The sequence below is a fragment of the Anabaena sp. CCY 9910 genome, assembly GCF_963920875.1.
GTDB lineage: Bacteria > Cyanobacteriota > Cyanobacteriia > Cyanobacteriales > Nostocaceae > Trichormus > Trichormus variabilis.
The window spans coordinates 174,307-197,139 of record NZ_CAWUDJ010000002.1 but is presented as its reverse complement, the minus strand read 5'-3'; the positions used below and the strand labels follow the sequence as shown (position 1 = coordinate 197,139).

General features: G+C 41.5%; 23 protein-coding genes. 13 read left to right on the top strand and 10 right to left on the bottom strand.

Annotation, left to right across the window (positions count from 1 at the left end; all coding sequences use genetic code 11):
• Window positions 1–208 precede the first annotated feature (208 nt).
• Window positions 209–1,807, bottom strand: coding sequence for an alkaline phosphatase D family protein (locus ACM5QX_RS03340; RefSeq protein ID WP_414752369.1), 1,599 nt, complete (start codon window positions 1,805–1,807; stop codon window positions 209–211).
• Between the two features lie 348 nt (window positions 1,808–2,155).
• Between ACM5QX_RS03340 and ACM5QX_RS03335 the strand changes: the two genes are divergently transcribed.
• Complete coding sequence (locus ACM5QX_RS03335) at window positions 2,156–2,707, top strand: PEP-CTERM sorting domain-containing protein (RefSeq protein ID WP_414752368.1); 552 nt, start codon at window positions 2,156–2,158, stop codon at window positions 2,705–2,707.
• 61 nt (window positions 2,708–2,768) lie between these two features.
• Here the strand turns inward: ACM5QX_RS03335 and ACM5QX_RS03330 are convergent, their stop codons facing one another.
• The 3 genes from ACM5QX_RS03330 to ACM5QX_RS03320 form a co-directional block, all read right to left on the bottom strand.
• A complete protein-coding gene (locus ACM5QX_RS03330) occupies window positions 2,769–3,890 on the bottom strand; it encodes an AI-2E family transporter (protein WP_414752367.1) in 1,122 nt (373 codons plus the stop codon).
• Between the two features lie 167 nt (window positions 3,891–4,057).
• Window positions 4,058–4,498 (bottom strand): NUDIX hydrolase, encoded by a 441-nt coding sequence (locus tag ACM5QX_RS03325; protein WP_414752366.1) that lies wholly within the window; start codon window positions 4,496–4,498, stop codon window positions 4,058–4,060.
• 31 nt (window positions 4,499–4,529) lie between these two features.
• Complete coding sequence (locus tag ACM5QX_RS03320) at window positions 4,530–4,910, bottom strand: hypothetical protein (RefSeq protein WP_414752365.1); 381 nt, start codon at window positions 4,908–4,910, stop codon at window positions 4,530–4,532.
• A 222-nt stretch (window positions 4,911–5,132) separates the two neighbouring features.
• Here ACM5QX_RS03320 and folD point away from each other — a divergent pair, with 222 nt between their 5' ends.
• From folD to ACM5QX_RS03305, 3 genes are all read left to right on the top strand, one after another.
• Complete coding sequence (folD, locus tag ACM5QX_RS03315; RefSeq protein WP_414752364.1) at window positions 5,133–6,032, top strand: bifunctional methylenetetrahydrofolate dehydrogenase/methenyltetrahydrofolate cyclohydrolase FolD; 900 nt, start codon at window positions 5,133–5,135, stop codon at window positions 6,030–6,032.
• 148 nt (window positions 6,033–6,180) lie between these two features.
• A complete protein-coding gene (gene crtE / locus ACM5QX_RS03310; protein WP_414752363.1) occupies window positions 6,181–7,110 on the top strand; it encodes a geranylgeranyl diphosphate synthase CrtE in 930 nt (309 codons plus the stop codon).
• Between the two features lie 130 nt (window positions 7,111–7,240).
• The gene (locus ACM5QX_RS03305) at window positions 7,241–7,711 is read left to right on the top strand and encodes a divergent PAP2 family protein (protein ID WP_010994391.1); all 471 of its coding nucleotides are present in this window, start codon (window positions 7,241–7,243) and stop codon (window positions 7,709–7,711) included.
• Window positions 7,712–7,743: 32 nt separating this feature from the next.
• On the opposite strand, the gene ACM5QX_RS03300 is transcribed toward ACM5QX_RS03305, so the two are convergent.
• The 6 genes from ACM5QX_RS03300 to ACM5QX_RS03275 all read right to left on the bottom strand — a co-directional run bounded on the left by ACM5QX_RS03300 (window position 7,744) and on the right by ACM5QX_RS03275 (window position 13,577).
• Window positions 7,744–8,382 (bottom strand): hypothetical protein, encoded by a 639-nt coding sequence (locus ACM5QX_RS03300; RefSeq protein ID WP_185478997.1) that lies wholly within the window; start codon window positions 8,380–8,382, stop codon window positions 7,744–7,746.
• Window positions 8,383–8,603: 221 nt separating this feature from the next.
• Window positions 8,604–8,933 carry an MgPME-cyclase complex family protein gene (locus ACM5QX_RS03295; RefSeq protein ID WP_011319463.1) on the bottom strand — a complete coding sequence of 110 codons (330 nt, stop codon included), beginning with the start codon at window positions 8,931–8,933 and terminating at the stop codon, window positions 8,604–8,606.
• Between the two features lie 131 nt (window positions 8,934–9,064).
• On the bottom strand, window positions 9,065–9,784 hold the full coding sequence (locus ACM5QX_RS03290; protein ID WP_011319464.1) for a hypothetical protein: 720 nt from the start codon (window positions 9,782–9,784) through the stop codon (window positions 9,065–9,067).
• A gap of 112 nt (window positions 9,785–9,896) precedes the next feature.
• Window positions 9,897–10,616 (bottom strand): pyridoxine 5'-phosphate synthase, encoded by a 720-nt coding sequence (locus tag ACM5QX_RS03285; RefSeq protein ID WP_414752436.1) that lies wholly within the window; start codon window positions 10,614–10,616, stop codon window positions 9,897–9,899.
• Window positions 10,617–10,773: 157 nt separating this feature from the next.
• Entirely contained in the window at window positions 10,774–12,531 is a 1,758-nt protein-coding gene (locus tag ACM5QX_RS03280) for a putative bifunctional diguanylate cyclase/phosphodiesterase (protein ID WP_414752362.1), read from the bottom strand.
• A gap of 311 nt (window positions 12,532–12,842) precedes the next feature.
• Window positions 12,843–13,577: an isopentenyl transferase family protein gene (locus ACM5QX_RS03275; protein ID WP_414752361.1), complete on the bottom strand. Its 735-nt coding sequence runs from the start codon at window positions 13,575–13,577 to the stop codon at window positions 12,843–12,845.
• A gap of 265 nt (window positions 13,578–13,842) precedes the next feature.
• Here ACM5QX_RS03275 and sixA point away from each other — a divergent pair, with 265 nt between their 5' ends.
• The 9 genes from sixA to ACM5QX_RS03230 all read left to right on the top strand — a co-directional run bounded on the left by sixA (window position 13,843) and on the right by ACM5QX_RS03230 (window position 22,820).
• Complete coding sequence (gene sixA / locus ACM5QX_RS03270) at window positions 13,843–14,337, top strand: phosphohistidine phosphatase SixA (protein ID WP_011319468.1); 495 nt, start codon at window positions 13,843–13,845, stop codon at window positions 14,335–14,337.
• Window positions 14,338–14,603: 266 nt separating this feature from the next.
• Window positions 14,604–15,740 (top strand): citrate synthase, encoded by a 1,137-nt coding sequence (locus tag ACM5QX_RS03265; RefSeq protein WP_011319469.1) that lies wholly within the window; start codon window positions 14,604–14,606, stop codon window positions 15,738–15,740.
• Between the two features lie 411 nt (window positions 15,741–16,151).
• Window positions 16,152–17,270: an NADH-quinone oxidoreductase subunit NuoH gene (gene nuoH / locus ACM5QX_RS03260; RefSeq protein ID WP_011319470.1), complete on the top strand. Its 1,119-nt coding sequence runs from the start codon at window positions 16,152–16,154 to the stop codon at window positions 17,268–17,270.
• An 88-nt stretch (window positions 17,271–17,358) separates the two neighbouring features.
• Window positions 17,359–17,943: an NAD(P)H-quinone oxidoreductase subunit I gene (gene ndhI, locus ACM5QX_RS03255; protein WP_414752360.1), complete on the top strand. Its 585-nt coding sequence runs from the start codon at window positions 17,359–17,361 to the stop codon at window positions 17,941–17,943.
• 100 nt (window positions 17,944–18,043) lie between these two features.
• Entirely contained in the window at window positions 18,044–18,652 is a 609-nt protein-coding gene (locus ACM5QX_RS03250; protein WP_414752359.1) for an NADH-quinone oxidoreductase subunit J, read from the top strand.
• A 36-nt stretch (window positions 18,653–18,688) separates the two neighbouring features.
• Entirely contained in the window at window positions 18,689–18,994 is a 306-nt protein-coding gene (gene nuoK, locus ACM5QX_RS03245) for an NADH-quinone oxidoreductase subunit NuoK (RefSeq protein WP_011319473.1), read from the top strand.
• A 6-nt stretch (window positions 18,995–19,000) separates the two neighbouring features.
• Complete coding sequence (locus ACM5QX_RS03240; RefSeq protein WP_010994404.1) at window positions 19,001–19,921, top strand: NAD(+) kinase; 921 nt, start codon at window positions 19,001–19,003, stop codon at window positions 19,919–19,921.
• A gap of 448 nt (window positions 19,922–20,369) precedes the next feature.
• Entirely contained in the window at window positions 20,370–21,173 is an 804-nt protein-coding gene (locus tag ACM5QX_RS03235) for a GNAT family N-acetyltransferase (protein WP_414752358.1), read from the top strand.
• A 39-nt stretch (window positions 21,174–21,212) separates the two neighbouring features.
• The gene (locus ACM5QX_RS03230; RefSeq protein ID WP_414752357.1) at window positions 21,213–22,820 is read left to right on the top strand and encodes a glycosyltransferase family 39 protein; all 1,608 of its coding nucleotides are present in this window, start codon (window positions 21,213–21,215) and stop codon (window positions 22,818–22,820) included.
• Window positions 22,821–22,833: the final 13 nt, after the last annotated feature.

Below are 22,833 nucleotides of genomic sequence, written 5' to 3'. Positions count from 1 at the left end.
AAACACAATTGAGATGATTGATTAGATACAATAATTGGAATTTCTTCTGAAGTTCATAAGGTTAATGTATATATATTTTTATTAAGCAAAGTTTTTCCCCATTTATACCTAAATATCCTCCTTGAGAAGTAGTCATGATTTGGGTTTTTAGTAAGCACTTGAGTAGTGAGAAAAATCAGGACTAAAGTACTTACTACGAAATTAGTATTTATGCTTCTGGTGGCAAATCTACACTGTAAACTATGTCTCCTGCTAAATTACGCAGTGATACAGTCATCACCTTCGACAAAGCATTAATTTTGACTGCGCCAAAGAATTGCAAACCTTCACTGGGGGGGCGATTTGCATTTGTACCGGGAGGAAGGCTTTGAAATACCAATTGAGGCCCAAAGGTATTTTCTAATTGGTTGGGACCGAATGTACCCGCATTGAGAGGCCCGGCGACAAACTCCCAGAAAGGCTTGAAATCTTGAAACTGGGCTTTGTTGGGGTCGTAATAATGGGCGGCTGCATAATGTACATCAGCAGTTAGCCACACAACATTTTTGATATTTCTGTTTTTGATAAATCGGAGTAAGTCTGCCAGTTCTAATTCTCTACCTAATGCAGGGCCGTCTCCGTTAGCCCAAGCTTCAAAATCAGTGCTACCATCTCGAACTATCAGCCCCAAAGGCATATCACTAGCAATCACTTTCCATGTAGATTTTGATGTTAGCAATTGCCTTTTCAGCCATTGCACTTGTGTAACACCTAACATTTGCGTATCTTTGCTGGCTGTTGGCTGACGGTTGGGAGTGTTGCGACCCCGGTAGGTGCGTTCATCCAGCATGAAAATGTCTAGTGCTGGGCCATAATTAAAGGAGCGATAAATCCTGGCTTGCTCTGTGTTATTGGTTACATACTCGATAGGCATATATTCCAAAAAGGCTTGTCTTCCCCTTAGGGCTAGCAAGTTAACATCCTTGACTGTATAGCGACTATCGTTGAGAATTTCGTCAGGATACCAGTTATTTGTAACTTCGTGGTCGTCCCATTGTGCCAACATGGGAACTTCAGCGTTAAAACGCCGCACATTTTCATCTAGTAAGTTGTAGATATAGTTACCACGAAATTCTTTGAGCGTTTCTGCTACTTTAGATTTTTCTTCTGTAGTAATATTGCGCCAGATGTTCCCATTACCCAAGGATACTTGTGATTGAATGGGGCCGTCAGCGTAAATATTATCGCCAGAATGAATGAAAAAATCGGGGTTCAATTGGCGCATGGTTTCATAAATTTTCATCCCACCAAAATCGGGATTAATACCCCATCCTTGACCAGCAGTATCGCCACCCCAGACAAACAATATATCTCGTCCGGAGGTAGGAGGTGTGCGGAAAGTTCCATTAACAGGGGCGCTGTAGGTATTTTGATAATCTAAATTCTGGAAAAGCACCCGATAAAAAATTTGTTGATTTGGGGGTAGATTTCTCAGATTAATTCTGGCTGTAAAGTCGCTATTTTCTAAGGCATTAGGCCCTAAAATACGTTGCACATTACTAAATGTTTCACTAGTGGAATATTCTACGATCATTTTGGCTGGGCGATCGCTCTTACTCCAAATGACCACACTATTATTTGTGATATCACCAGTAGCCACGCCGTAAGGTATGGCAGGGCGCATTGTATCAGAGGTGATAATTCCAGTCGCTTGGGCAAAAACTTGTGATTTTGCTACTAAATTTGTGGTGATAATACCGCCTGCTGTTATGGCTGAACGAAGGAAAAACTGCCGACGATTTAGCTTTAATTGATGATTTGATTCCATAATAATTAATGGCAAGCTGAAGCAAAGGTTTTACAGCATCAGTGTTTACCACAGCTAGTTATGGCTAAAAGTAAAGACAGAGTTATCTCCTGGTTAATATATTTTTCTTGATATTTCTATATCTTAATTAAAGATAATTAGGTGTTATTTTTCACCTTAAATTAAAGTTTACTTAAACTTAGATTTAAAAAATATCTGCATATCTATCAATTAGTCGATTGTTTCTTTGATTCATCGTGAATCATCGCCATTGAACAATATTCAAGAAGGTAATACGGTCTGATTTAGCTGACTAATCAACCTTGGAACCTGCATTACTGACATATATTTATCAGGAGGAAACCAGATATGAAATTATTTCCACATTTAGCCCTTACTGCTGCTAGCCTGACAATAACTATTGCTACCATAGACACACAAATTGCATCGGCGGCAATTGTTAACTACTCTTTCACTGTAGATAGTCCTACTAATAAAGGTAAGGGATTTTTCAGTTTTGATGACTCAACTTTTAGTAATGACAGTATTCCAGAAGCTCTAGTTCAGTCTCTCTCTTTCCAATTTGATGGTGACTCTACCATTTACACCGAAAAAGATGCGATCGCTTACCCCTTCTTTCCTGTAGTACTCTCAACTACATATTTAACAGGAAAGCCAACTATCGGGTTAAGCTATTCATTTTATGATAAAACTAATCCGGCTGAACCAATAGTTTACGAAATTATTGATAATAACTTTACAATCCTTTCCGGTACTTCCAGCAATACAGAAATTGGCTTTGGCAGTGTAACTTATTCGCAAATACCTGAGCCTGCAACGTTAGGTGGGACTCTGTTGACCTTTGGGCTTGTTTTTTTGGGGAACAAGAAGTCAAAATTCAGGAAGAAATCTAGCCTTTAACGAATATATATTTGGTAATGGATACTAATCAATAGTTAATTATTTTTACTATTACCAAATATCATTCTTTTTTTGTGAATAATTCTATTGAAGAAACGTTAACATCAATTTCTACTTTTTTCGGTTCTACATCCAGAGCCTTGATGGCGTTTAATTCTCCAGAGCGCCAACTGTCAGCTATATCCTTGATGAAACTAGCTGTAGGAATGGCAATTAATAAACCTAAAACACCACCTAATTTAGCGCCTAACAGCAAAGAAATCACTACCCAAACAGGATTTAGACCAGTTAAATTACCCAGAATCCTTGGGGCAATAAAATTGGAATTTACTTGGTCAATAGCAACCGCAACACCTAAGACTTCTCCCCCCAACCAAAAGTTTTGTAGCGCCACCAATAGACTAACTATAGAGATACCGATACCTGTACCAAAGGGGAAAAGAGAAAACAAACCAATTGCTAAACCAAAAAGTAAAGCCAAAGGTACTCGCAGTGTTACAAACGCCAACGTAATAGTCAGCCCCAGTATAGCTCCTAAGGTAGCTTGACCAATAAAATAATTGTGAAAATCCTCCCGTAGTATTTGCCGCACCTTAGAACCAGTATGTGTAGGAAACCATTGGTAAAGACCATCCCAAAGGCGATCGCCATTTAATACCATGTAAATAGTCAATACTACTGTCAGCAGTACATTAACCACAACACCAATCGTATCAAAGGCAAAACCCAGAATTCTTCCTGTCACAGACTGTAATTGGCTAGATACTCTCTCTAAAATCTGCGTGACTAAACCACTTAAATTTACAGGTAACTGTTGAGTAGCTGCCCATTTTTGGAAAGCGTCAATCTGTTGACCTCCAGAATCAATCCAATAAGGCAGAATATTAACCAGTTCGTTGAGCTGTTCTATGATTAGCGGGACTAAAGTTACACCTAACCCGATTAAAATCACCACAGCCAGCAGCAATACACTGCCAATAGCCAAGTTACGTTTTACCCCCCGTTCCTGGAAAAACTGAATTGGGTAGTTCAAAACAAAAGCCAGCAAGATAGCAGCTGCAACAACATTCACCAAGGGTTGGAAATACTGCACAACTTGAAGCAGTAGCCAACCGTTGAGAATGGCAACAGGAAACGCCAAACCAACGGTTAACCATCTAGGCAATTTATTTACTGACTGCATAAGTAATGACTCCACACGAGGGAACGGGGGACTGGGGATTGGGGAAGCAGGGGAGCAGGGGAGCAGAGGGAGCAGAGGGAGCAAAGAAGAATAATTATGGACTGTTGACCAATGACCAATGACCAATGACCAATGACCAATGACCAATGACCAATGACAACTGACAATTAACTAATAACTAAATCCTTTTCCATAAACTCTAATAAAATCTGCTGCGGTATTGCTCCTAGCGGTTTCTCTCCACCTGCGTTTGCCGAATAAAATTTACCTTTACGAATATCTTCTGGTGTCAATAAACCCATATCCCAACCTTCATTTAACACCAGTTGCTTAAATTCTAATAATAATGGCGCATGGAAGACATGACGCACGACTGCATCGTCAGCATAACAACCGAATTCAAAAAAAGGTGGGAGAATGTAGCCAATTTCTTCTAATATTTCTCGCTGTACTGCTATATCTGGTGTTTCGCCGGGTTCAACATGACCGCCAAACAGCGCCCAGTGAGCAGGGTAGGGAATATTAGGCACATCATCCCGTAACTGCATAAGAAATTTATTATCTTGGTAGAGGATGGCGATCGCTACGTGTATGGGTTGCTTACTCATAAAATTATCGTGGAAGTTTCTGTTACCAGTATTACTCCTCCACCAGATAAAGTTCCCCAAACTCTTCGCCAGCTATGGGAATGCTCTCATAACGCACTTTACCCTGAAAAACTACCGATTCTCCAGGTTTGAGATTATTCTGCTTAGTCACCACCCAGATTGTGCCAGTCGAATCATTGATTTGATACACCCGTCGTTGCAATAAAGGAACTTGTTTTTCCACCTTCCCTTGGATGTAAACTTTAGTTTGTTTATCTTGTGTTGGTTTGATATTGCGAATTGGGGTGATATTGTGACCAAAGCTAATGTTGCCGTCCTTCCAGTCAGATACATTCACTGATGCACAACTAAATACCCCTATTAGCAATAAAAACATCAATCCCAAACTGTGAATTTTTTTCGTTTGCCGCATAAAAGTTATTAATTAGTCATTGGTCAGTTGTCAGTTGTCATTATTTTTCCCCTACACCCTTACACCCCTAAACCCCTACCTCTTCCCAGCCCCTGATATGAGAAAATAAACAATATAGTCTAGTGGTAGAAAAGACGCTACGGCATCAGATGGCAACGCCATCCATCATAATTACTGCGGACAACTGAAATTTGCACCAAAGCGCATCTTCTGGGAATTCTCATGGAAACAAAAACTGCCAAAATTCTTGATGGTAAAACTTTAGCTGAGAAAATTCAAAAAGAACTGACTGCCCAAATTATAGAAGTACAAGCCAAAATTGGTCGTCCTCCTGGGTTAGCAGTATTGATGGTTGGTGATAACCCAGCCTCAGCAGCCTATGTACGGAACAAGGAAAAATCCTGTGCCAAAGTGGGTATTGCTTCTTTTGGTAAGCATTTTCCCCAAGAAACTAGCCAAAAAGAGTTAGAGGATGTGATTGCTGCACTCAACCAAGATGAACAGGTAGATGGCATTCTTGTACAACTACCTTTACCTGAGCATCTGGATGCAGTAAAGTTGCTGCATCAGATAGAACCGGATAAAGATGCTGATGGACTCCACCCAGTGAATTTAGGTCGATTGGTGCGTGGGGAAAAAGGTTTACGCAGTTGCACCCCAGCTGGAGTAATGCGGCTATTGGCAGAATATGAAATTTCTTTGCGAGGAAAGCAAGCTGTGGTGGTTGGACGGAGTATTTTGGTAGGGAAGCCTATGGCTTTGATGCTCCTAGAAGCTGATGCCACCGTGACTATTGCCCACTCGCGATCGCAAGACCTAAAATCCATCACTCAAAACGCCGATGTTCTTATTGCTGCTGCCGGTTTACCAGGATTAATTACTGCTGACATGGTGAAACCAGGTGCTGTTGTGGTAGATGTGGGGATAAATCGCGTGACTGATGCTAATGGCAAAAGTCGCTTAGTAGGCGATATTAATTTTGCAGCAATTGCTGGTGTGGCAGAATATATCACCCCAGTTCCCGGTGGTATTGGCCCTATGACTGTGGCTTTGTTATTACAAAATACAGTCACCAGCTATTTACAAACAGCAAAAGAAAGTGGAGCCTTGGATGTTAAATGAAAAATTACGAATCGTAACATAAATCATCATTTATCATCCATCTTTGATGATTACTGAAGTATGAGTTAATCTTTCAGCTCCAGAGCATCTTAAAATTGTGACGTGTATGACAAACAGCCAAAAGCAAAAAATTTAAGGAAATCTAAGAATGGTAGCAGCTGATAACCTCCAGAAGATGTCAGAGGAAGCCAAATTTAATCTAGTAGCTTATCTTAAAGAGCGGCAAAAACTTTGTGAAGCGGCTTTGGATCAAGCCATACCTGTTATTTATCCAGAAAAAATTTATGAATCGATGCGCTACTCCCTATTAGCTGGAGGTAAGCGCTTGCGTCCGATTCTTTGTCTGGCTACCTCGGAAATGATGGGTGGAACAATCGAAATAGCTATGCCAACAGCTTGCGCTGTGGAAATGATCCACACCATGTCTTTGATTCACGACGATTTGCCAGCAATGGATAACGACGATTACCGTCGTGGTATGCTGACGAATCACAAGGTATATGGTGATGATATTGCGATTTTGGCGGGAGATGGCTTATTAGCCTATGCTTTCGAGTTCGTAGCTATCCGTACTCCTGAAAGCGTGCCTAGAGACCGAGTATTGCAGGTAGTAGCCCGATTGGGACGAGCATTAGGAGCTGCTGGCTTGGTTGGGGGTCAAGTAGTTGACTTAGACTCAGAAGGGAAATCAGATATTTCCTTAGAAACACTCAATTTTATTCATAATCACAAAACAGCAGCTCTTTTAGAAGCTTGTGTGGTCTGTGGCGGCATTTTAGCTGGGGCATCATCAGAAGATGTACAAAGACTTTCACGGTATTCTCAAAATATTGGGCTAGCATTTCAAATCATCGATGATATTCTTGATATCACTTCTACTCAAGAGCAATTAGGCAAGACTGCGGGTAAAGACTTATTAGCAAAGAAAGTCACCTATCCTAGCCTATGGGGAATTGAACAATCACGGGTCAAAGCCCAACAGCTAATTGAAGCAGCTTGTGCAGAACTAGAACCATTTGGAGAAGATGCACAGCCCCTAAAAGCGATCGCTCACTTCATCACTAGCCGTAATCACTAATCAAACATCTAGTTGTTGTGTTGACTCCCAAGTATATGCAGGCGGAAGACAGTAAAAATAATTACCACTGACAACCGACAACTAACAACTAACAACTACTGCTAATATTGACCAATCAAACCAAAACACCATGCAGGACATAGGCGAAATTTTAGACAACCGGGTGCTGCTGGTTGCTCTGGTAGCTTGTTTTGTCGCTCAAGCTTTAAAGCTATTTGTTGAGCTAATTAAAAACCGTAAATTGAATGTGCGCGTTTTGGTAACCACCGGTGGTATGCCAAGCGCCCACTCAGCCTTGGTAACATCTCTAGCCGCAGGTGTCGGACAAACTCTTGGCTGGGCATCACCAGACTTTGCTTTGGCTACTGTTTTCGCCATCATTGTTATGTACGATGCAGCAGGAGTACGCCAAGCTGCGGGTAAGCAAGCTCGTATTCTCAATCAAATGATTGATGAGTTATTTCATGAAAAGCCAGACTTTAGCCAAGACAGACTTAAAGAATTGTTAGGACACACACCCGTGCAAGTAATAGCAGGTTCAGCTTTGGGTGTAACTATTTCTTGGCTAGCTAGGGCTTTGTTTATAGTTAATAGTCCATAGTCAACAGTCAACAGTCAACTGTTAAACGACTATCACCTCACAACCGATCGCAGTAATACTACATTACGACTATCTACCAACACAGCAAATAAACCACGCTCATTCAGCCTTTGCAATGTGTTGTAGGCTTCTTGTTGGTTAGTGGTATAAACTGCCAATAGGAAAGGGCGTTGTCCATAGGAAGCCAAACCTACATTACCCCCTACAGCTTGTTGTACATTACTGACTAATTCTGGACGGTTGAAATAGTCCACCAACACAGCATATCCTTGACCTAAAGCTTGGGGATTATAAGTAACCCTGGGAGGTGTCGGCTGTTGAGGAGTTGGCGCTTCGCCTGGTCGTGTAGTAATAATGGCAGATAACCCAACAATGGTGTTGATATATCTAGCCCAACGGTTAGCGTCGTCAATCTTTTTAAACCCGCCTATCCGCGTTACCGTATCATTCAGATATTGGCAGGTAGTAGTTTTAATTTCGTTCGGTAAAGCATTCCGTAACTGTGTGCGATTTTCCGCCGTCGGACTGACTACCAGTAATAGATACTCGCCAGCGCTGGGGGGTTGACAAACAGGGATAGATTGGGCGTTTGCAGAAGTTATGCTACCCATCAACCCCGCTCCGGCGATCGCCAATCCTAATACACTAGGTAAAGTTGCAAATTTCTGCACAGAATTACGAATATATAAATAAATCAATTCTTTAAAAGATTCTATGTAGTTATTAGTCAATAGTCCATAGTCAAAAGTCAAAAGTCCATATTTCAAAACTGTTGACCCTGAAGATTACTCTAAGAGAACCCCTTCTCCTGCCAAGACGCTACCGCGAACAGGCAACCAAGGCAACAGAATCGCACTATCTCACTTTTGACCGTTGACTTTTGAGTAATAACTTAAGACGCTGTGGCTAAAGATGCCAAAGGATTAGGAATTGTTTCCGAAGGAGCCGAAAACTCACCTGTAACGACATACTCTAGCCGCAGTTTCAGCCAGGTAATAAATTGGGAATTAGTAGAAATAATAGCTGCTGCTGGCTGAGGACACTTTGCTTTAATATCTGCGAATGCTGGCGCTTCTAAAAATGCTGGTTGGGGAACTAACCAAAAATCAATTTCTTTTTCTTGTTCGTGGTAATGACGAGTGCGTTCTTTCAGCACTTCCTCTATAGGTTCTTCTTGCAACAAAAAGCGGCGGCTAGCCAAAACGTAATAATATGTTTGCATTTTCATCCTCTGCTTACTAATAATTTTAGGTTACCGTATTGGGGGTATAGGGGTGTAGGGGTATGGGGGTTTAGGGGTTTAGGATAAATCCTTCTTGTCCTTACACCCTTACACCCTTACACCCTCACACCCTAACTCTTGGGAGATTTTTTAAACCAAGAACTAAAAGGACAACCTCTTCCTTCGGGTTTACCATTTGCCTGTTTACCACCAGCTGTTAACTTGTCTAAGAACAGCGTGTTGTCGAAATAGTGTTCCAAAGAAATAATTTTTAAGTCATCTGTGACATGAGCAACACTCAAGCCGATGATCTCTACTGTCTCTCCAGTCGGTGCGTAATCTTTGTAAGCACCTTGAAAATGTCCCCAGTGTCGCCATTTGAATGTTACAGTTGGTGGCCCTGAGTAGACTTCCAGTACTTCCCAAGGAAAGCCTTGAGGAAATGTTGTATGGAAGAGTTTAGCAGATGATTCAAAGCTTTCTTGTGATGCTTTGTAATGTTCAGAATCCGCCATAAATAAATTGTAAGTGCCTTGGGCAGATACATCTTCTGCTGTGAATTCTGGCCCCCCATTAGTACTGACGCGGAACTGGTCATTGACAATCGACAACCATTGCTGTGGATCAGTCTTAAAAGATACCTCCATCTCGAAGGTTCTCACTAAATTCTGTACGATCGCCTCCAGTGTACCCTCTAGATGATTGCGTGTACTTTCATTGGCAAGATTTTCTTTAGAGCGAGAATAGTCTGGAGGAGTCTGATACCGCCATTGAACATCAGTACTTTCAGCAATTACCAGGTCTCTGTCCTGCACCCAAAGTGGAAGGTCATTAGATTGTGTTGCGCTCATAGAAGTCTCTTAAATTACCACAGATTTTCCAGATTACGCAGCGACCCCCTCCAGAGCCTAGAAACCAAAGATTAGGCATGAGAGGCTAAATTATTGATCTCTTCCCCAGTCTCTACTCCCCTCTTATCGCCTGTTTCATTTCTCGAACAGCTCTTTCTATTCCTACTAAAGCCGCTCGGCTGATAATGGTGTGACCAATATTGAGTTCTTCCATACCTGGAAGTGCAGCCACGGGGTAAACGTTCCAGTAGGTGAGTCCATGACCAGCGTTGACTCTTAGTCCGGCTTTAATCGCTTGTTCACACCCTGCGGCCAAAAATGCTAGCTCTTGCTGACGGCTAGTCTCGTCGGTCGCCTCAGCATACCTGCCAGTGTGCAGTTCAATAAACTTTGCTTGTACCTTGACAGATGCCTCTATTTGTGCAGGTTCAGCATCAATAAACAAGCTCACAGGAATGGCAGCATTCTGCAATTTACTGACGACCTCACCTATTCTAGCAATTTGACCAACAATATCTAAACCACCCTCTGTGGTAACTTCTTCCCGTTTTTCGGGAACCAGTGTCACATAGTTGGGTTTAATGTCAAGGGCTATTCCCACCATTTCATCTGTAGCCGCCATTTCCAAATTCAGGTGAGTACGCACAGTTTGGCGCAACAGTTGTACATCCCGGTCTTGGATATGCCTACGGTCTTCCCGTAGATGTACGGTGATGCCATCAGCACCACCTAATTCTGCCAGCACCGCCGCCGCCACAGGGTCTGGTTCCACCGTCCGCCGCGCTTGTCGAATGGTAGCGATATGGTCAATGTTTACCCCAAGAGTAGCCAAGGCGAATATCTCCCTCTCTACAGTCATCAGAGTATTGATCTTACCTGAGATTGTCTATAAATCGTATAATTTGCATGAGTGCTAACGGCAGAAGCTTATTATCCAAAACAGTACTCATTAGCATAATGGCTTTAGAGCGATCGCCTAAAAATTACGCCTACCATTGGGGATTGCTCATAATTAACGCCTTTGCCGAATCGCTATCCAACGGCTCCGAGAAAAAGTATCCCTGACCATATTCACATTTCAACTCTCTAAGCCTTTGTAGTTGCGCTGGTGTTTCCACCCCCTCGGCTGTTACATCCACACCCAGTTTGCTAGAAAGGGTAACTATAGTCTCCACAATGTGTAAATTGCCTGCTTCTACACCCCTCCCACTGACGAAGGATTGATCAATCTTTAGCCCATTAATCGGAAAATTATGGAGACGACCTAATGAAGAATATCCTGTACCGAAATCATCAATTGCTAATTCGATGCCTAAATTTCTCAATTGATAGAGCATAGTAGTAGCATTTTCCCCATTTTCCATAATTACGCTTTCTGTAATTTCCAATTTCAAACTCTGTGCATCTAAACCAGTGTCTTGTAGTACTTGATTAATGTCCTCCAGCAGCTTTTTTTGGCTGAATCGGGAACTACAAAGATTAATACTGATGCTCAAAGGCTGCTGATGTAAATTTACTGATTGAGAGGAAATCTGTTCCTGCCACTGCCTTGTCTGGCGACACGCCTCACGCAACACCCAGGCATCAATCGGGATAATTAGTCCGGTTTCTTGGGCGATTGGCATAAACTCCTCCGGGAACACAATTCCCTGCTCTGGATGTAGCCAACGTACAAGCGCTTCAAAACCAATAATTCTCCCGCTTGCCAATGACACAATAGGCTGATAATAAACTAGGAACTCATGACGTTCAATTGCTTTGCGTAAGTCGTTTTCTAGCTGCAAACGTTCCACTATCTGAACGTGCATCTCACTATTAAATATTTCGTAACACGCCTTACCCCGCGCCTTAGCTCGGTACATCGCAATATCGGCGTTACGTAAAAGGTCTTCTGGTTGCTCATAACCTGTGGCACTCAAACTAATACCGATACTAGCTGTGGTAAAAATTTCATGGCCACTTAAATCCACCGGAACTAACAATTTCTCCTGTATTCGCTCAACGACACGCACTGTGTCACTAATGTCTTGAATACCTTCTAGCAGAATGATGAACTCATCTCCGCCAAAGCGTGCAGCTATATCTGTAGGTCGCAGACACTCTATCAGCCTTTGAGCAATAATCACCAGTAATTGATCGCCAATTGTGTGTCCCAGGCTGTCGTTGATAAACTTGAAGCGATCCAAATCGAGGAACAGCACCGCAAACAGATGATCCGAATATCGTTTTGCATACTCAACTGCACGTCTTAAGCGGTCTATGAATAAAACTCTATTTGGCAACCCTGTTAATACATCATGTAGGGCATCATGAACTAATCGCTCTTCTGCTAGCTTGCGATCGGTAATATCACGAGAATTAATAACTATGCCTTTCACAGATGGCTCTGCTAGAAGATTACTACCGGTTGATTCGAGAAAACACCATGAACCATCTTTGCGTCGAAAACGCGACTCTACTAGTACAGTCGCGCCTAAATTTTGGATTAAGTAATTAAAGCTTTCAGAACTACCAGCAATATCATCGGGATGAATAAAATCAAAAGCGTTTTTACCGACTAGTTCTTCTGGTTTATATCCTAGAATTCTTTCAACAGATGGACTTTCGTAGCGAATAGTTCCATCTGATTCAAAAATACCAATGATGTCAGAGCTATTTTGAATCAGCGAACGAAATTTAGCTTCACTTTCACGCAGTGCCGCTTCAGCTTGATTGCCGTCAGTAATATCTTCGCTGATGCTTGTCATGCAGATGATGCTCCGTGTTGCCTCCCCATATCCAATATAAGGTCGCTCAGAACTTTCGTCTCTGTAATGAAATGATAACAACAGTCTGCCAAGCTCTAGGACAAAGAATACCACAGATAATGAAACTGTAAGGGAGTAATAGTGTCAATATTGAGAACTTTTACTCCTTTATACCCCATAAATGCTGACTGAAATCCTTAATTCTGATTTTGGATCGTTAAAATTTGGGTTTGATTAATCTTGGCTAGCAACCGATGAAAATTTTGTTATTTTACTTATGTTCTGTCGGTAAATAGAAGTATTAGCACCATTTAAAACTTCACAGTGCTAGCAAACAAGGCTGTTTTTTGTTGATATTCAACTACAAGGTGATCAAAAGCTTTACGTTGGTTTTGTGAGTACTGCATATAAGCTAAAAACATTTCCTGCATCAGATTAATGTAGAACGAATTATCTTGAAAACTCTTCCACATCTGATCTGGTGAAAGATTATATTTTTGGCACCAGTGGATCAACACATCATAGCCAACCACTGTTTGTACAAATGCCAATTTGTCAGGATCTTGCCATACCCTGGACAGTTCTTCTATAAGTGATGGTCGTCGGGGATTCGATATCAGTGCATTCTGCATACGCCTCCACAATCGACTTTGATAAAGTTCCTCGTTCTCGATTTTCATATACTCAATAGTGGTTTGATAATTCTCTAGAATTCGGCTCTTCCATAAAGCTGTGCAGAGTGATATCGACCCTCCCTCTAGAATCAGCAATTTATGTTGTGATGAGAGTCGGTCGATGTGCTGCAAGGCCAACGATAATGACTCAAGTGTATTCAGATTACCGTCTGCTAGCTGACGTTCTTCAAGATATATCCGAGTCGTTCCCTCAAGTTCATCAATCAGTGGCCTGCCGCTACCAGTTGCTAGTTCCTGATAAATCTGAATGCGGTCTAGTACAATCACTGGAGCTTTGGTTTGTTTGGCTAAAACAACGGAGCGATCTGTCTTACCTGTGCTGGTTGGGCCAAGTATTATGTGTAATCGCATAAGTGTTTATACTGAGGTATGGGGTTTTATGCCATGAGCTTAAGGGAAAGAACTGGCAATGAACATGATATATTTACGGTAATTTTGCTCTACATATCAGAAAATTCGGTATTAATACTTAAATAAATCTAAAATTTTAAATAATACATATATATAGACTAGGAATGTTACGGCTGTTGTAATTACGTATGCTGGAGTAAGATGTAATTACTAGTATTTCTCAGGTATTACAAGATATTTATGGCGATCGCTCACACCTAAAAATATGGAACTTTACCTCATTCGTCATGGCATCGCTGAAGAACAAAAAACTGGTATAAAAGATGAGGAACGTGAGCTTACCAAGGAAGGAAAACAAAAAACTGAGAAAGTTGCTCACCGTCTTGTAGAATTAGGGCAGCAATTTGACTTAATTGTCACTAGCCCGTTAATGCGCGCTCACCAAACAGCAGAAATTCTTGTAGCGTCTGGACTCAGTTGTCAGCTAGAAGAATCCAACCATCTTGCACCCAATGGCAATATCTTTAATTGGCTGGATTATTGGTTAAAACCCAGAAATTTTCCTGAAAATGCCCAAATTGCGATCGTGGGACATGAGCCTTGTTTAAGTAACTGGGCAGAAATTCTCCTATGGGGGGAAGCCAAAGACAGCTTAGTCCTGAAAAAAGCAGGTATGATCGGATTAAAACTACCAGAAATAGGTTCACCTGTGGGTCGTAGTCAGATGTTCTGGTTGACACCACCCAGGTACTTGCTATAACTGTTCTCCAACTTTTACCCTAAGTAGGACTGACGCATGAAAACGAAAAATCGAGGGTTTTGGAGGGTTTGGGGTTTGGGGGTGTAGAAGTGCAGGATTCACAACCCTTACACTCCCACACTCTTAATTCCTGATGCCCCCTAAGACGGAGAGTCTCGTTGCGTTAGTTCTGCCAAGAATTGTTGTGAGCTAGGCTAGTGTTATGGCGGCAATAATTTCTGGTAAGTTAGCTTGATCAGATATTTCACTAAGCAAATGGTGTTGCCATGATGGTGTGCGAATATAAGCCTGGTTTAGAAGGCATTCCCGCCGCCCAATCGAGTATCAGTTATGTAGATGGGCAAAAGGGAATACTAGAATATCGTGGCATCCGGATTGAGGATTTAGCCCAGAAGAGTACTTTTCTGGAAACTGCTTATCTTTTAATCTGGGGTGAGTTGCCAACAAAAGAAGAATTGCAAGTATTTGAGGAGGAAGTCCGTCTTCATCGGCGGATTAAATACCGGATTCGGGATATGATGAAGTGCTTCCCCGAATCGGGTCATCCAATGGATGCACTCCAAGCCTCTGCTGCGGCTTTAGGCTTGTTTTACTCCCGTCGAGATTTGCACAATCCTGTCTATATTCGGGATGCTGTAGTGCGCTTAATAGCTACTATTCCAACGATGGTAGCTGCATTCCAGTTGATGCGGAAAGGCAATGACCCCGTTAAACCCCGCGATGATTTAGATTATTCCGCCAATTTTCTCTACATGCTCAACGAGAAAGAACCGGATGCTTTGGCGGCAAAAATCTTTGATATCTGCTTGATTCTCCATGTCGAGCATACTATGAATGCTTCTACCTTCAGTGCTAGGGTAACAGCTTCAACCTTGACCGACCCCTATGCGGTGGTTGCTAGCGCTGTGGGAACCTTGGGAGGGCCTTTACACGGTGGAGCCAATGAAGAAGTAATTCAGATGTTGGAAGAAATCGGTTCCGTGGAGAATGTGCGTTCTTATGTCGAAGAGAGGTTGCAACGGAAAGACAAGCTCATGGGCTTTGGACATCGTGTTTACAAGGTGAAAGACCCACGGGCAACAATTTTGCAAGGTCTCGCAGAACAGTTGTTTGCCAAGTTCGGCGCGGATAAGTATTACGACATCGCCCAAGAAATGGAACGGGTAGTCGAAGAGAAGCTTGGTCATAAAGGGATTTATCCCAATGTTGACTTTTACTCAGGTTTGGTGTACAGGAAGATGGGTATTCCTACAGACTTGTTTACACCAATCTTTGCGATCGCTCGTGTGGCTGGTTGGTTAGCCCACTGGAAAGAACAACTTGAAGAAAACCGCATCTTCCGTCCTACCCAGGTTTATAACGGCAAACACAGTGTTACTTACACCCCCATTGACCAACGTTAAAAGCTGGGGAATCAGTAAATTAATAGCCAGCTGATAACCGTTACCAAAATGGAAGCGGCGTTTTTCTGATGCTTTTGTGAAGCACTGGGAATTAGGGATAAAAATTAGGATTCATAGGCAGCAGGGGAGCAGAGGCGGAAAGGTCAACCATAGTCTCCCTCGTTCTCTTCTGCCTCTCTTCCCCCTATGCTTCCTCATGCCCCATAGTCCCACTCAATCCTACCTATAAGTAGAAGTTCTCATAGAGTTACAAAAGCCTAAAACCATCCGGCGATATACTAGGCATGGGAAATGGCAACAAATCTTCAATCAGGTGTCATCTCAGCAGAGATATTAATGGGTGTGGTTGCAGGTATTAGTTTAACTAATGATTGTAACTCGCCATGACTTGATGACTTAAAGAGCGAAAACATGAATTCAGGAATTGACCTCCAAGGAACGTTTATTAAATCCCTAATGGATTTAGGAATCCCACCAGGAACAGCTAAAGCGATTTGGATGCCTCTGCCCATGATCCTGATGCTGATTGGGGCGACGGTGGGCGTACTGGTTTGTGTTTGGCTAGAACGGAAGATTTCGGCAGCCGCACAACAACGGATTGGCCCTGAATACATTGGGCCTTTGGGCTTGCTGGCTCCAGTAGCCGATGGTCTCAAGCTGGTATTTAAAGAAGATATTGTACCGGCTCAGGCAGACCCTTGGCTATTTACCCTCGGCCCGATTCTTGTAGTCTTGCCAGTATTTCTGTCTTATTTGATTGTTCCTTTTGGACAGAATATTGTCATTACTAACATAGGTACAGGGATATTCTTGTGGATTGCTTTATCTAGCATCCAACCCATTGGCTTGTTAATGGCTGGCTACTCTTCCAATAACAAGTATTCTCTACTAGGGGGTTTGCGAGCAGCAGCGCAATCAATTAGTTATGAAATTCCCTTGGCGCTGAGTGTGTTGGCGATCGTCATGATGTCTAACAGCCTCAGTACTGTAGACATTGTTAACCAACAATCTGGCTACGGTATTTTGGGCTGGAACATTTGGCGACAACCCCTTGGCTTTCTCATCTTTTGGATAGCTGCCCTTGCAGAATGCGAACGTTTGCCCTTCGACTTACCAGAAGCAGAAGAAGAATTAGTAGCAGGCTATCAAACTGAATACTCAGGGATGAAATTTGCGCTGTTCTACCTAAGTTCCTACGTTAACTTAGTCCTGTCGGCTCTTTTGGTAGCAGTATTGTACTTGGGTGGTTGGGATTTTCCCATTCCCATCAATGTCTTAGCTAATTTGGTGGGAGTCAGCGAGGCAAATCCTGTATTACAGGTGGTCAGCGCTGCCTTAGGTATCACCATGACCTTAGTCAAGGCTTACTTTTTAGTATTTATCGCCATCCTCTTGCGTTGGACAGTACCACGGGTAAGGATTGACCAGTTGTTAGATTTAGGATGGAAGTTTTTGTTACCAGTTGGCTTAGTGAACCTACTTTTAACCGCAGCCCTGAAACTGGCTTTTCCCGTCGCCTTCGGCGGGTAATCGGTAATCGGTAATCGGTAATGGAAAAATCATTACCAATTACCTGTTACCAATTACCAATTACCTCAAAAGAGTAGAGAGACACAAAATGCTAAAGTTCCTCAAGCAAGTTGGTGATTACGCCAAAGAAGCAGTACAAGCCGGTCGTTACATTGGTCAAGGGCTATCTGTGACTTTCGACCATATGCGCCGCCGTCCTGTTACTGTACAGTACCCCTACGAAAAACTCATTCCTGGTGAACGGTTTCGTGGTCGGATTCACTACGAATTTGACAAGTGCATCGCTTGTGAAGTTTGTGTAAGGGTTTGTCCTATCAATTTACCTGTAGTTGATTGGGAATTCGACAAAGCTACCAAGAAGAAAAAACTTAACCACTATAGTATCGATTTTGGTGTCTGTATTTTCTGCGGTAACTGTGTTGAGTACTGCCCAACAAACTGTCTATCAATGACAGAAGAGTACGAGCTGGCGACTTACGATCGCCATGAACTCAATTATGATAATGTGGCCTTAGGTCGTCTCCCCTACAAAGTTACCGACGACCCGATGGTGACACCACTCCGGGAACTCGTTTACCTACCTAAAGGTGTACTTGACCCCCACGACCTACCCGCCAATGCGCCCCGCGCTGGCGCACGTCCAGAAGACTTGGTAGAAAAAACAGAAGCATGATAGTAGTCAATAGTCGGTAGTCAGTAGTCAGTGGCAAAAAATATGAAATAGCGACTGACAACTGACAACTGACAACTAACAACTGACAGAGGAAAAAAAAGTGAATCTAGCGGAAGGAGTACAGGTTGTTTCCTTTGGCATACTAGCTACGATGTTGATCGGAACCGCCCTTGGTGTGGTTCTAGCAACCAGCATCGTCTATTCTGCCTTTTTACTGGGAGGTGTATTCATCAGTATTGCTGGAATGTACCTGTTGCTAAATGGTGATTTCGTCGCCGCCGCCCAAGTTCTGGTTTATGTTGGGGCGGTAAACGTGTTGATTTTGTTTGCTATTATGTTGGTGAACAAGCGGCAGGATTTTACACCTTATCCTAGCGCTGGGATACGGAAAATTTTGACAGCGATCGTTAGTGTGGGATTATTTGCGTTGTTAAGCACTATGGTGTTAGCTACACCTTGGGCTTACTCAACCACTCCTAAAGCAGGGGATGGCTCGATAATTGTGATTGGAGAGCATTTCTTTAGTGACTTCTTGCTACCTTTTGAACTGGCTTCTGTTTTGTTGTTAATGGCGATGGTGGGAGCAATTATTTTGGCACGTCGTGAGTACCTGCCTGAAGTAACACCATCTGACTTACCTCAAACCGTGTTGACATTACCAGAACGCCCCAGAGAATTAGTAGGCGCTGGTAGCGAAACTCAAGAGTAACAACAAGCCAGATTTTCACAAGGAAGACAAAGATTCATGCAACTTCAGTACTTTTTATTACTTGCAGCAGCTTTATTTTGCATTGGCATCTATGGTTTGATTACCAGCCGTAACGCTGTACGCGTGTTGATGTCAATTGAATTACTGTTGAATGCTGTTAATCTGAATTTAATGGCATTTTCCAACTATCTTGACTCAACATTAATTAAAGGTCAGGTTTTCACAGTGTTTGTGATTACCGTGGCAGCTGCTGAAGCGGCGGTTGGTTTAGCGATCGTGCTGGCCATTTATCGCAACCGCGATACCGTCGATATGGAGCAGTTTAATCTCCTGAAATGGTAATTGCGTGTGCAACTCAAGCAGGTAATCATTGCTTATAAGGCGCGAGATTCCCAAAGCAAACGTTGGGCAGAACTCTGCGCCAAGCAGCTAGAAAATCGCAATTGTCAGGTCTTAATGGGACCTAGTGGGCCAAAAGATAACCCTTATCCGGTGTTTTTGGCTTCAGCTAGTCAACCAATTGATCTGGCAATTGTCTTAGGTGGTGACGGCACTGTTTTAACTAGTGCCAGACATTTAGCCCCAGCTGGTATCCCCATTCTTGGTGTCAATGTGGGGGGTCATCTGGGCTTTTTAACTGAGTCAGTTGATGAATTTCAAGACACAGAGAAAGTTTGGGATCGTCTATTTGAAGACCGCTACGCTATTCAACGGCGGATGATGTTGCAAGCGGCGGTTTATGAAGGACACCGAACGAATTTGGAACCAGTTACGGAACGATATCTTGGGTTAAATGAATTTTGCGTCAAACCAGCCTCAGCCGATCGCATGATTACCTCTATTCTAGAAATGGAAATTGATGGTGAGGTAGTAGATCAATATGTAGGCGATGGATTGATTATTTCCACACCCACAGGTTCAACTGGTTACACCGTTTCTGCAAGTGGCCCCATTATGCACGATGGTATGGAGGCAATTACCATCACGCCTATTTGCCCTATGAGTCTTTCTAGTCGCCCTCTCATACTTCCCGCAGGTTCTGTTGTCAGTATCTGGCCTTTGGGAGACTATGATTTAAGTACCAAATTGTGGATGGATGGGGTTTTAGCTACTTCAATTTGGCCTGCACATCGCGTTGATATCCGTATGGCTGATTGTCGGGCAAAATTTATTGTGTTACGGGAAAATAATTCCTACTATCAAACGTTGCGAGAGAAATTACTGTGGGCTGGTACTAGGGTTCGCTACACTAGTACTCAACACAATTGAGTAATTTATTTTGTAATTTTTAATTCGTAATTCGTAATTAATCATGATATTACGAGTTACGAATTTTACTGAATCAGAACTTACACAATTGGCACAATAGTAGGGTGCATCAGATGTGAAAGATTCCTTAATTTATACGAAATTATTGGGTCTGATGCACCGTACAGTTAGTTTGATTATGACACTTGCGTAAGCCCTATGAATATCATTAGAGGGTCAACAGTTATCTAAACTTGATATTCAGAAAATTCTGTATCCTAGTGCCAGATTTTAATGATAATTTGGGTGCATAATAAAACGACATTGCAACTTTTAACCTTTTGGAGCAAGTTGTTTTCCAAAACTGCATGAATGTCGCTTTGACACGCTAATACATAAAATGCTCTGTTTGTATAGCAAGTAAATCACAAAAGTTAGTATATTTTCACATCTTTAAGTTGGAAGACAGATGGAAATTTCATATCACCACATCAAGTACCCACTTCGTCCTCCCACTATTATCCAAGATTTTCCTATCCTAGAAACTGATAGATATATTCTTAAACTTGCTGAAACCGAAGAAGAATTAGCATCAATTTTTTGCTTAAGGTTTGAAGTTTTTAATGTGGAGTTAGGTTTAGGTTTGGCTGATTCTAATTTGACTAAAATGGATCAAGACGAATTTGATACAGTTTGCCATCATTTAATGCTAATTTCCAAACTTACGGGAAAAACTATAGGTACTTATAGAATGCAAACCTATAAAATGGCTTCTCAAGGATTAGGATTTGATGCTGCTGATATATTTGAACTGAAAACTATACCTGAATCTGTATTAAAGGTTTCTGTAGAGGTGGGACGCGCTTGTATTGCTAAAGAATACCGCAGTTTTCAATCTCTTTTATTATTATGGAAAGGGTTAGCAGACTATCTTATTTTGAATTGCAGTAAGTATTTTTTTGGATGTGCTTCATTACTAACACAATGTTCTTGGGAAGCTGCTTGTGCTTATCACTATTTTGAAAAACATAATTTGATACATAAGGATATTTTGGTATTTCCTCATGCACAATTTTATGTAGATATTCCACACAAATCCTCTGATGTTTGTCGTGTAGATATTCCCAATATTTTGCAAGCGTATCTAAATGTTGGAGCAAGGATTTGTAGTTTACCAGCAATAGACCGTGAATTTAAAACTATTGATTTTTTGACTATAGCTAACATTAAAGAATTTACCAGATGGAATTATCAAAATATTTTAGATAAATAGTCTCCAACAGTTCATAAATAATTCTTGAGAAAACTATGTATGCGGCATATAAAACTCGTGCCGAGTTGGTTGCGGTTTTTAATGATTTTACTTTTAGTAATGTGTATATTATTCCGATTTGTATATGTTGAGAGGAAAGTATATTCTTTAGATGAAAGCTATACTTCTTTAAGAATTTCTGGCTATACTTTAGCTGAAGTAAAACAGCAATTATTTAACGGTCAGGTAATCTCTAGGGCAAACTTTACGGAATTTCAAAGCCCCAATTTGAATAAAAATATTAGTGACACAGTGATGTCTCTCATAATTGAAAGTCCAGAGAAATCACCGTTATATTTTATAATAGCTAGGTTTTGGGTGGAAAGATTTGGCAATTCTGTAACTGTAATTAGATATTTATCAGCACTAATTAGTTTATTAGTTTTTCCGTGCCTTTATTGGTTTTGTCGAGAGTTATTTAATGTGACTTTATCGCTGCCTAGTTTAGCGATCGCTCTCATGGCTAACTCACCCATGCACCTAGTATACGCCCAAGAAGGCAGGGAGTATATCCTTTGGTTAGTCACTATCATACTTGCTAGCACTGCATTACTAAGAGCGATACGTCTGCAATCAAACCAGAAATCAGATCCCTTCACAACCTGGGGAATCTATGTGATTACACTGACACTGAGTTTGTATACTTGCTTGTGGACTATCTTTGTGGCGATCGCTCATGGTATTTATGTAGTGTTAGTTGCTAAACTACGCTTGACCGAAACTGTTAGATATTACCTGATAGCCACGATTTTCGCTGTTTTCGCGTTTTTTCCTTGGTTATTGGTGGTTTTTGCTAAATTCTTCCAATTTGTCCTCTCATCAGATGGCACAAATAATTCAGACCCAAATATCATACCCCTAATTCCTTTCTTACTCGTACAGATGAGTAGGAGTTTTTTTGATTTAAATATTAGTTTAGATAATCCAATTAATTATTTAATATCCGCTATTTTTTTAATTTTAGCCGCATACGCTATTTATTTTTTATGTCGCACAACTAACTACCAAGTTTGGTTATTTATCATTACTTTAATTGTAGTACCTGCTTTGCCATTAATCTTACCAAATTTGGCTTCTGGTCGCATTAGTCCGGGTTACGAACCTTATTTACTACCATCTTATTTAGGTATACAAATTGTTGTTGCCTACTTACTCGCTACACAGATGTATAACGGTAAGGTGTCACATCGAAGAATCTGGCAAATAGTTATTGGACTGTTAATTATTTTTAGCTTAATTTCTTCCAGAGTATATTACCAAGCAGACACTTGGTGGAGTAAGGGCGTAAGTTCCGGTAATCCTCAAATTGCTAGATTTATTAATCAAAAATATCGTCCATTATTAATTACTAATTTTTCTGAGATTAATTATGGCAATGTTGTTTCTTTAAGTTATCTTTTAGAACCAAAGGCACGATTTCAATTAGTACCGGATCAAACTGTGCCTATCATACCTAATGATTTTACTGATATTTTCCTGCTCAACCCCACAAATGCTTGGCGATTGCAAATAGCTAGAAAGTATCAGTTAAGGCCAAATCTTGTGTATGGAGATGACTATTACTTAGTTTGGAAATTAGTTCAACCTCCCTCGAACGGGGAGTTTTAAATTATGCTTTGTA

Excerpts from the sequence above, each read along its gene's own strand:
- ACM5QX_RS03280 (WP_414752362.1), bottom strand. The coding sequence starts at position 12,531 with ATGACAAGCATCAGCGAAGATATTACTGACGGCAATCAAGCTGAAGCG.
- ACM5QX_RS03330 (WP_414752367.1), bottom strand. The coding sequence starts at position 3,890 with ATGCAGTCAGTAAATAAATTGCCTAGATGGTTAACCGTTGGTTTGGCG.
- folD (WP_414752364.1), top strand. The coding sequence starts at position 5,133 with ATGGAAACAAAAACTGCCAAAATTCTTGATGGTAAAACTTTAGCTGAG.
- ACM5QX_RS03290 (WP_011319464.1), bottom strand. The coding sequence starts at position 9,784 with ATGAGCGCAACACAATCTAATGACCTTCCACTTTGGGTGCAGGACAGA.
- ACM5QX_RS03295 (WP_011319463.1), bottom strand. The coding sequence starts at position 8,933 with ATGCAAACATATTATTACGTTTTGGCTAGCCGCCGCTTTTTGTTGCAA.
- ACM5QX_RS03230 (WP_414752357.1), top strand. The coding sequence starts at position 21,213 with ATGCGGCATATAAAACTCGTGCCGAGTTGGTTGCGGTTTTTAATGATT.
- ndhI (WP_414752360.1), top strand. The coding sequence starts at position 17,359 with ATGCTAAAGTTCCTCAAGCAAGTTGGTGATTACGCCAAAGAAGCAGTA.
- ACM5QX_RS03305 (WP_010994391.1), top strand. The coding sequence starts at position 7,241 with ATGCAGGACATAGGCGAAATTTTAGACAACCGGGTGCTGCTGGTTGCT.
- ACM5QX_RS03340 (WP_414752369.1), bottom strand. The coding sequence starts at position 1,807 with ATGGAATCAAATCATCAATTAAAGCTAAATCGTCGGCAGTTTTTCCTT.
- sixA (WP_011319468.1), top strand. The coding sequence starts at position 13,843 with ATGGAACTTTACCTCATTCGTCATGGCATCGCTGAAGAACAAAAAACT.
- ACM5QX_RS03335 (WP_414752368.1), top strand. The coding sequence starts at position 2,156 with ATGAAATTATTTCCACATTTAGCCCTTACTGCTGCTAGCCTGACAATA.
- ACM5QX_RS03265 (WP_011319469.1), top strand. The coding sequence starts at position 14,604 with ATGATGGTGTGCGAATATAAGCCTGGTTTAGAAGGCATTCCCGCCGCC.
- ACM5QX_RS03325 (WP_414752366.1), bottom strand. The coding sequence starts at position 4,498 with ATGAGTAAGCAACCCATACACGTAGCGATCGCCATCCTCTACCAAGAT.
- ACM5QX_RS03320 (WP_414752365.1), bottom strand. The coding sequence starts at position 4,910 with ATGCGGCAAACGAAAAAAATTCACAGTTTGGGATTGATGTTTTTATTG.
- crtE (WP_414752363.1), top strand. The coding sequence starts at position 6,181 with ATGGTAGCAGCTGATAACCTCCAGAAGATGTCAGAGGAAGCCAAATTT.
- nuoH (WP_011319470.1), top strand. The coding sequence starts at position 16,152 with ATGAATTCAGGAATTGACCTCCAAGGAACGTTTATTAAATCCCTAATG.
- ACM5QX_RS03235 (WP_414752358.1), top strand. The coding sequence starts at position 20,370 with ATGGAAATTTCATATCACCACATCAAGTACCCACTTCGTCCTCCCACT.
- ACM5QX_RS03275 (WP_414752361.1), bottom strand. The coding sequence starts at position 13,577 with ATGCGATTACACATAATACTTGGCCCAACCAGCACAGGTAAGACAGAT.
- nuoK (WP_011319473.1), top strand. The coding sequence starts at position 18,689 with ATGCAACTTCAGTACTTTTTATTACTTGCAGCAGCTTTATTTTGCATT.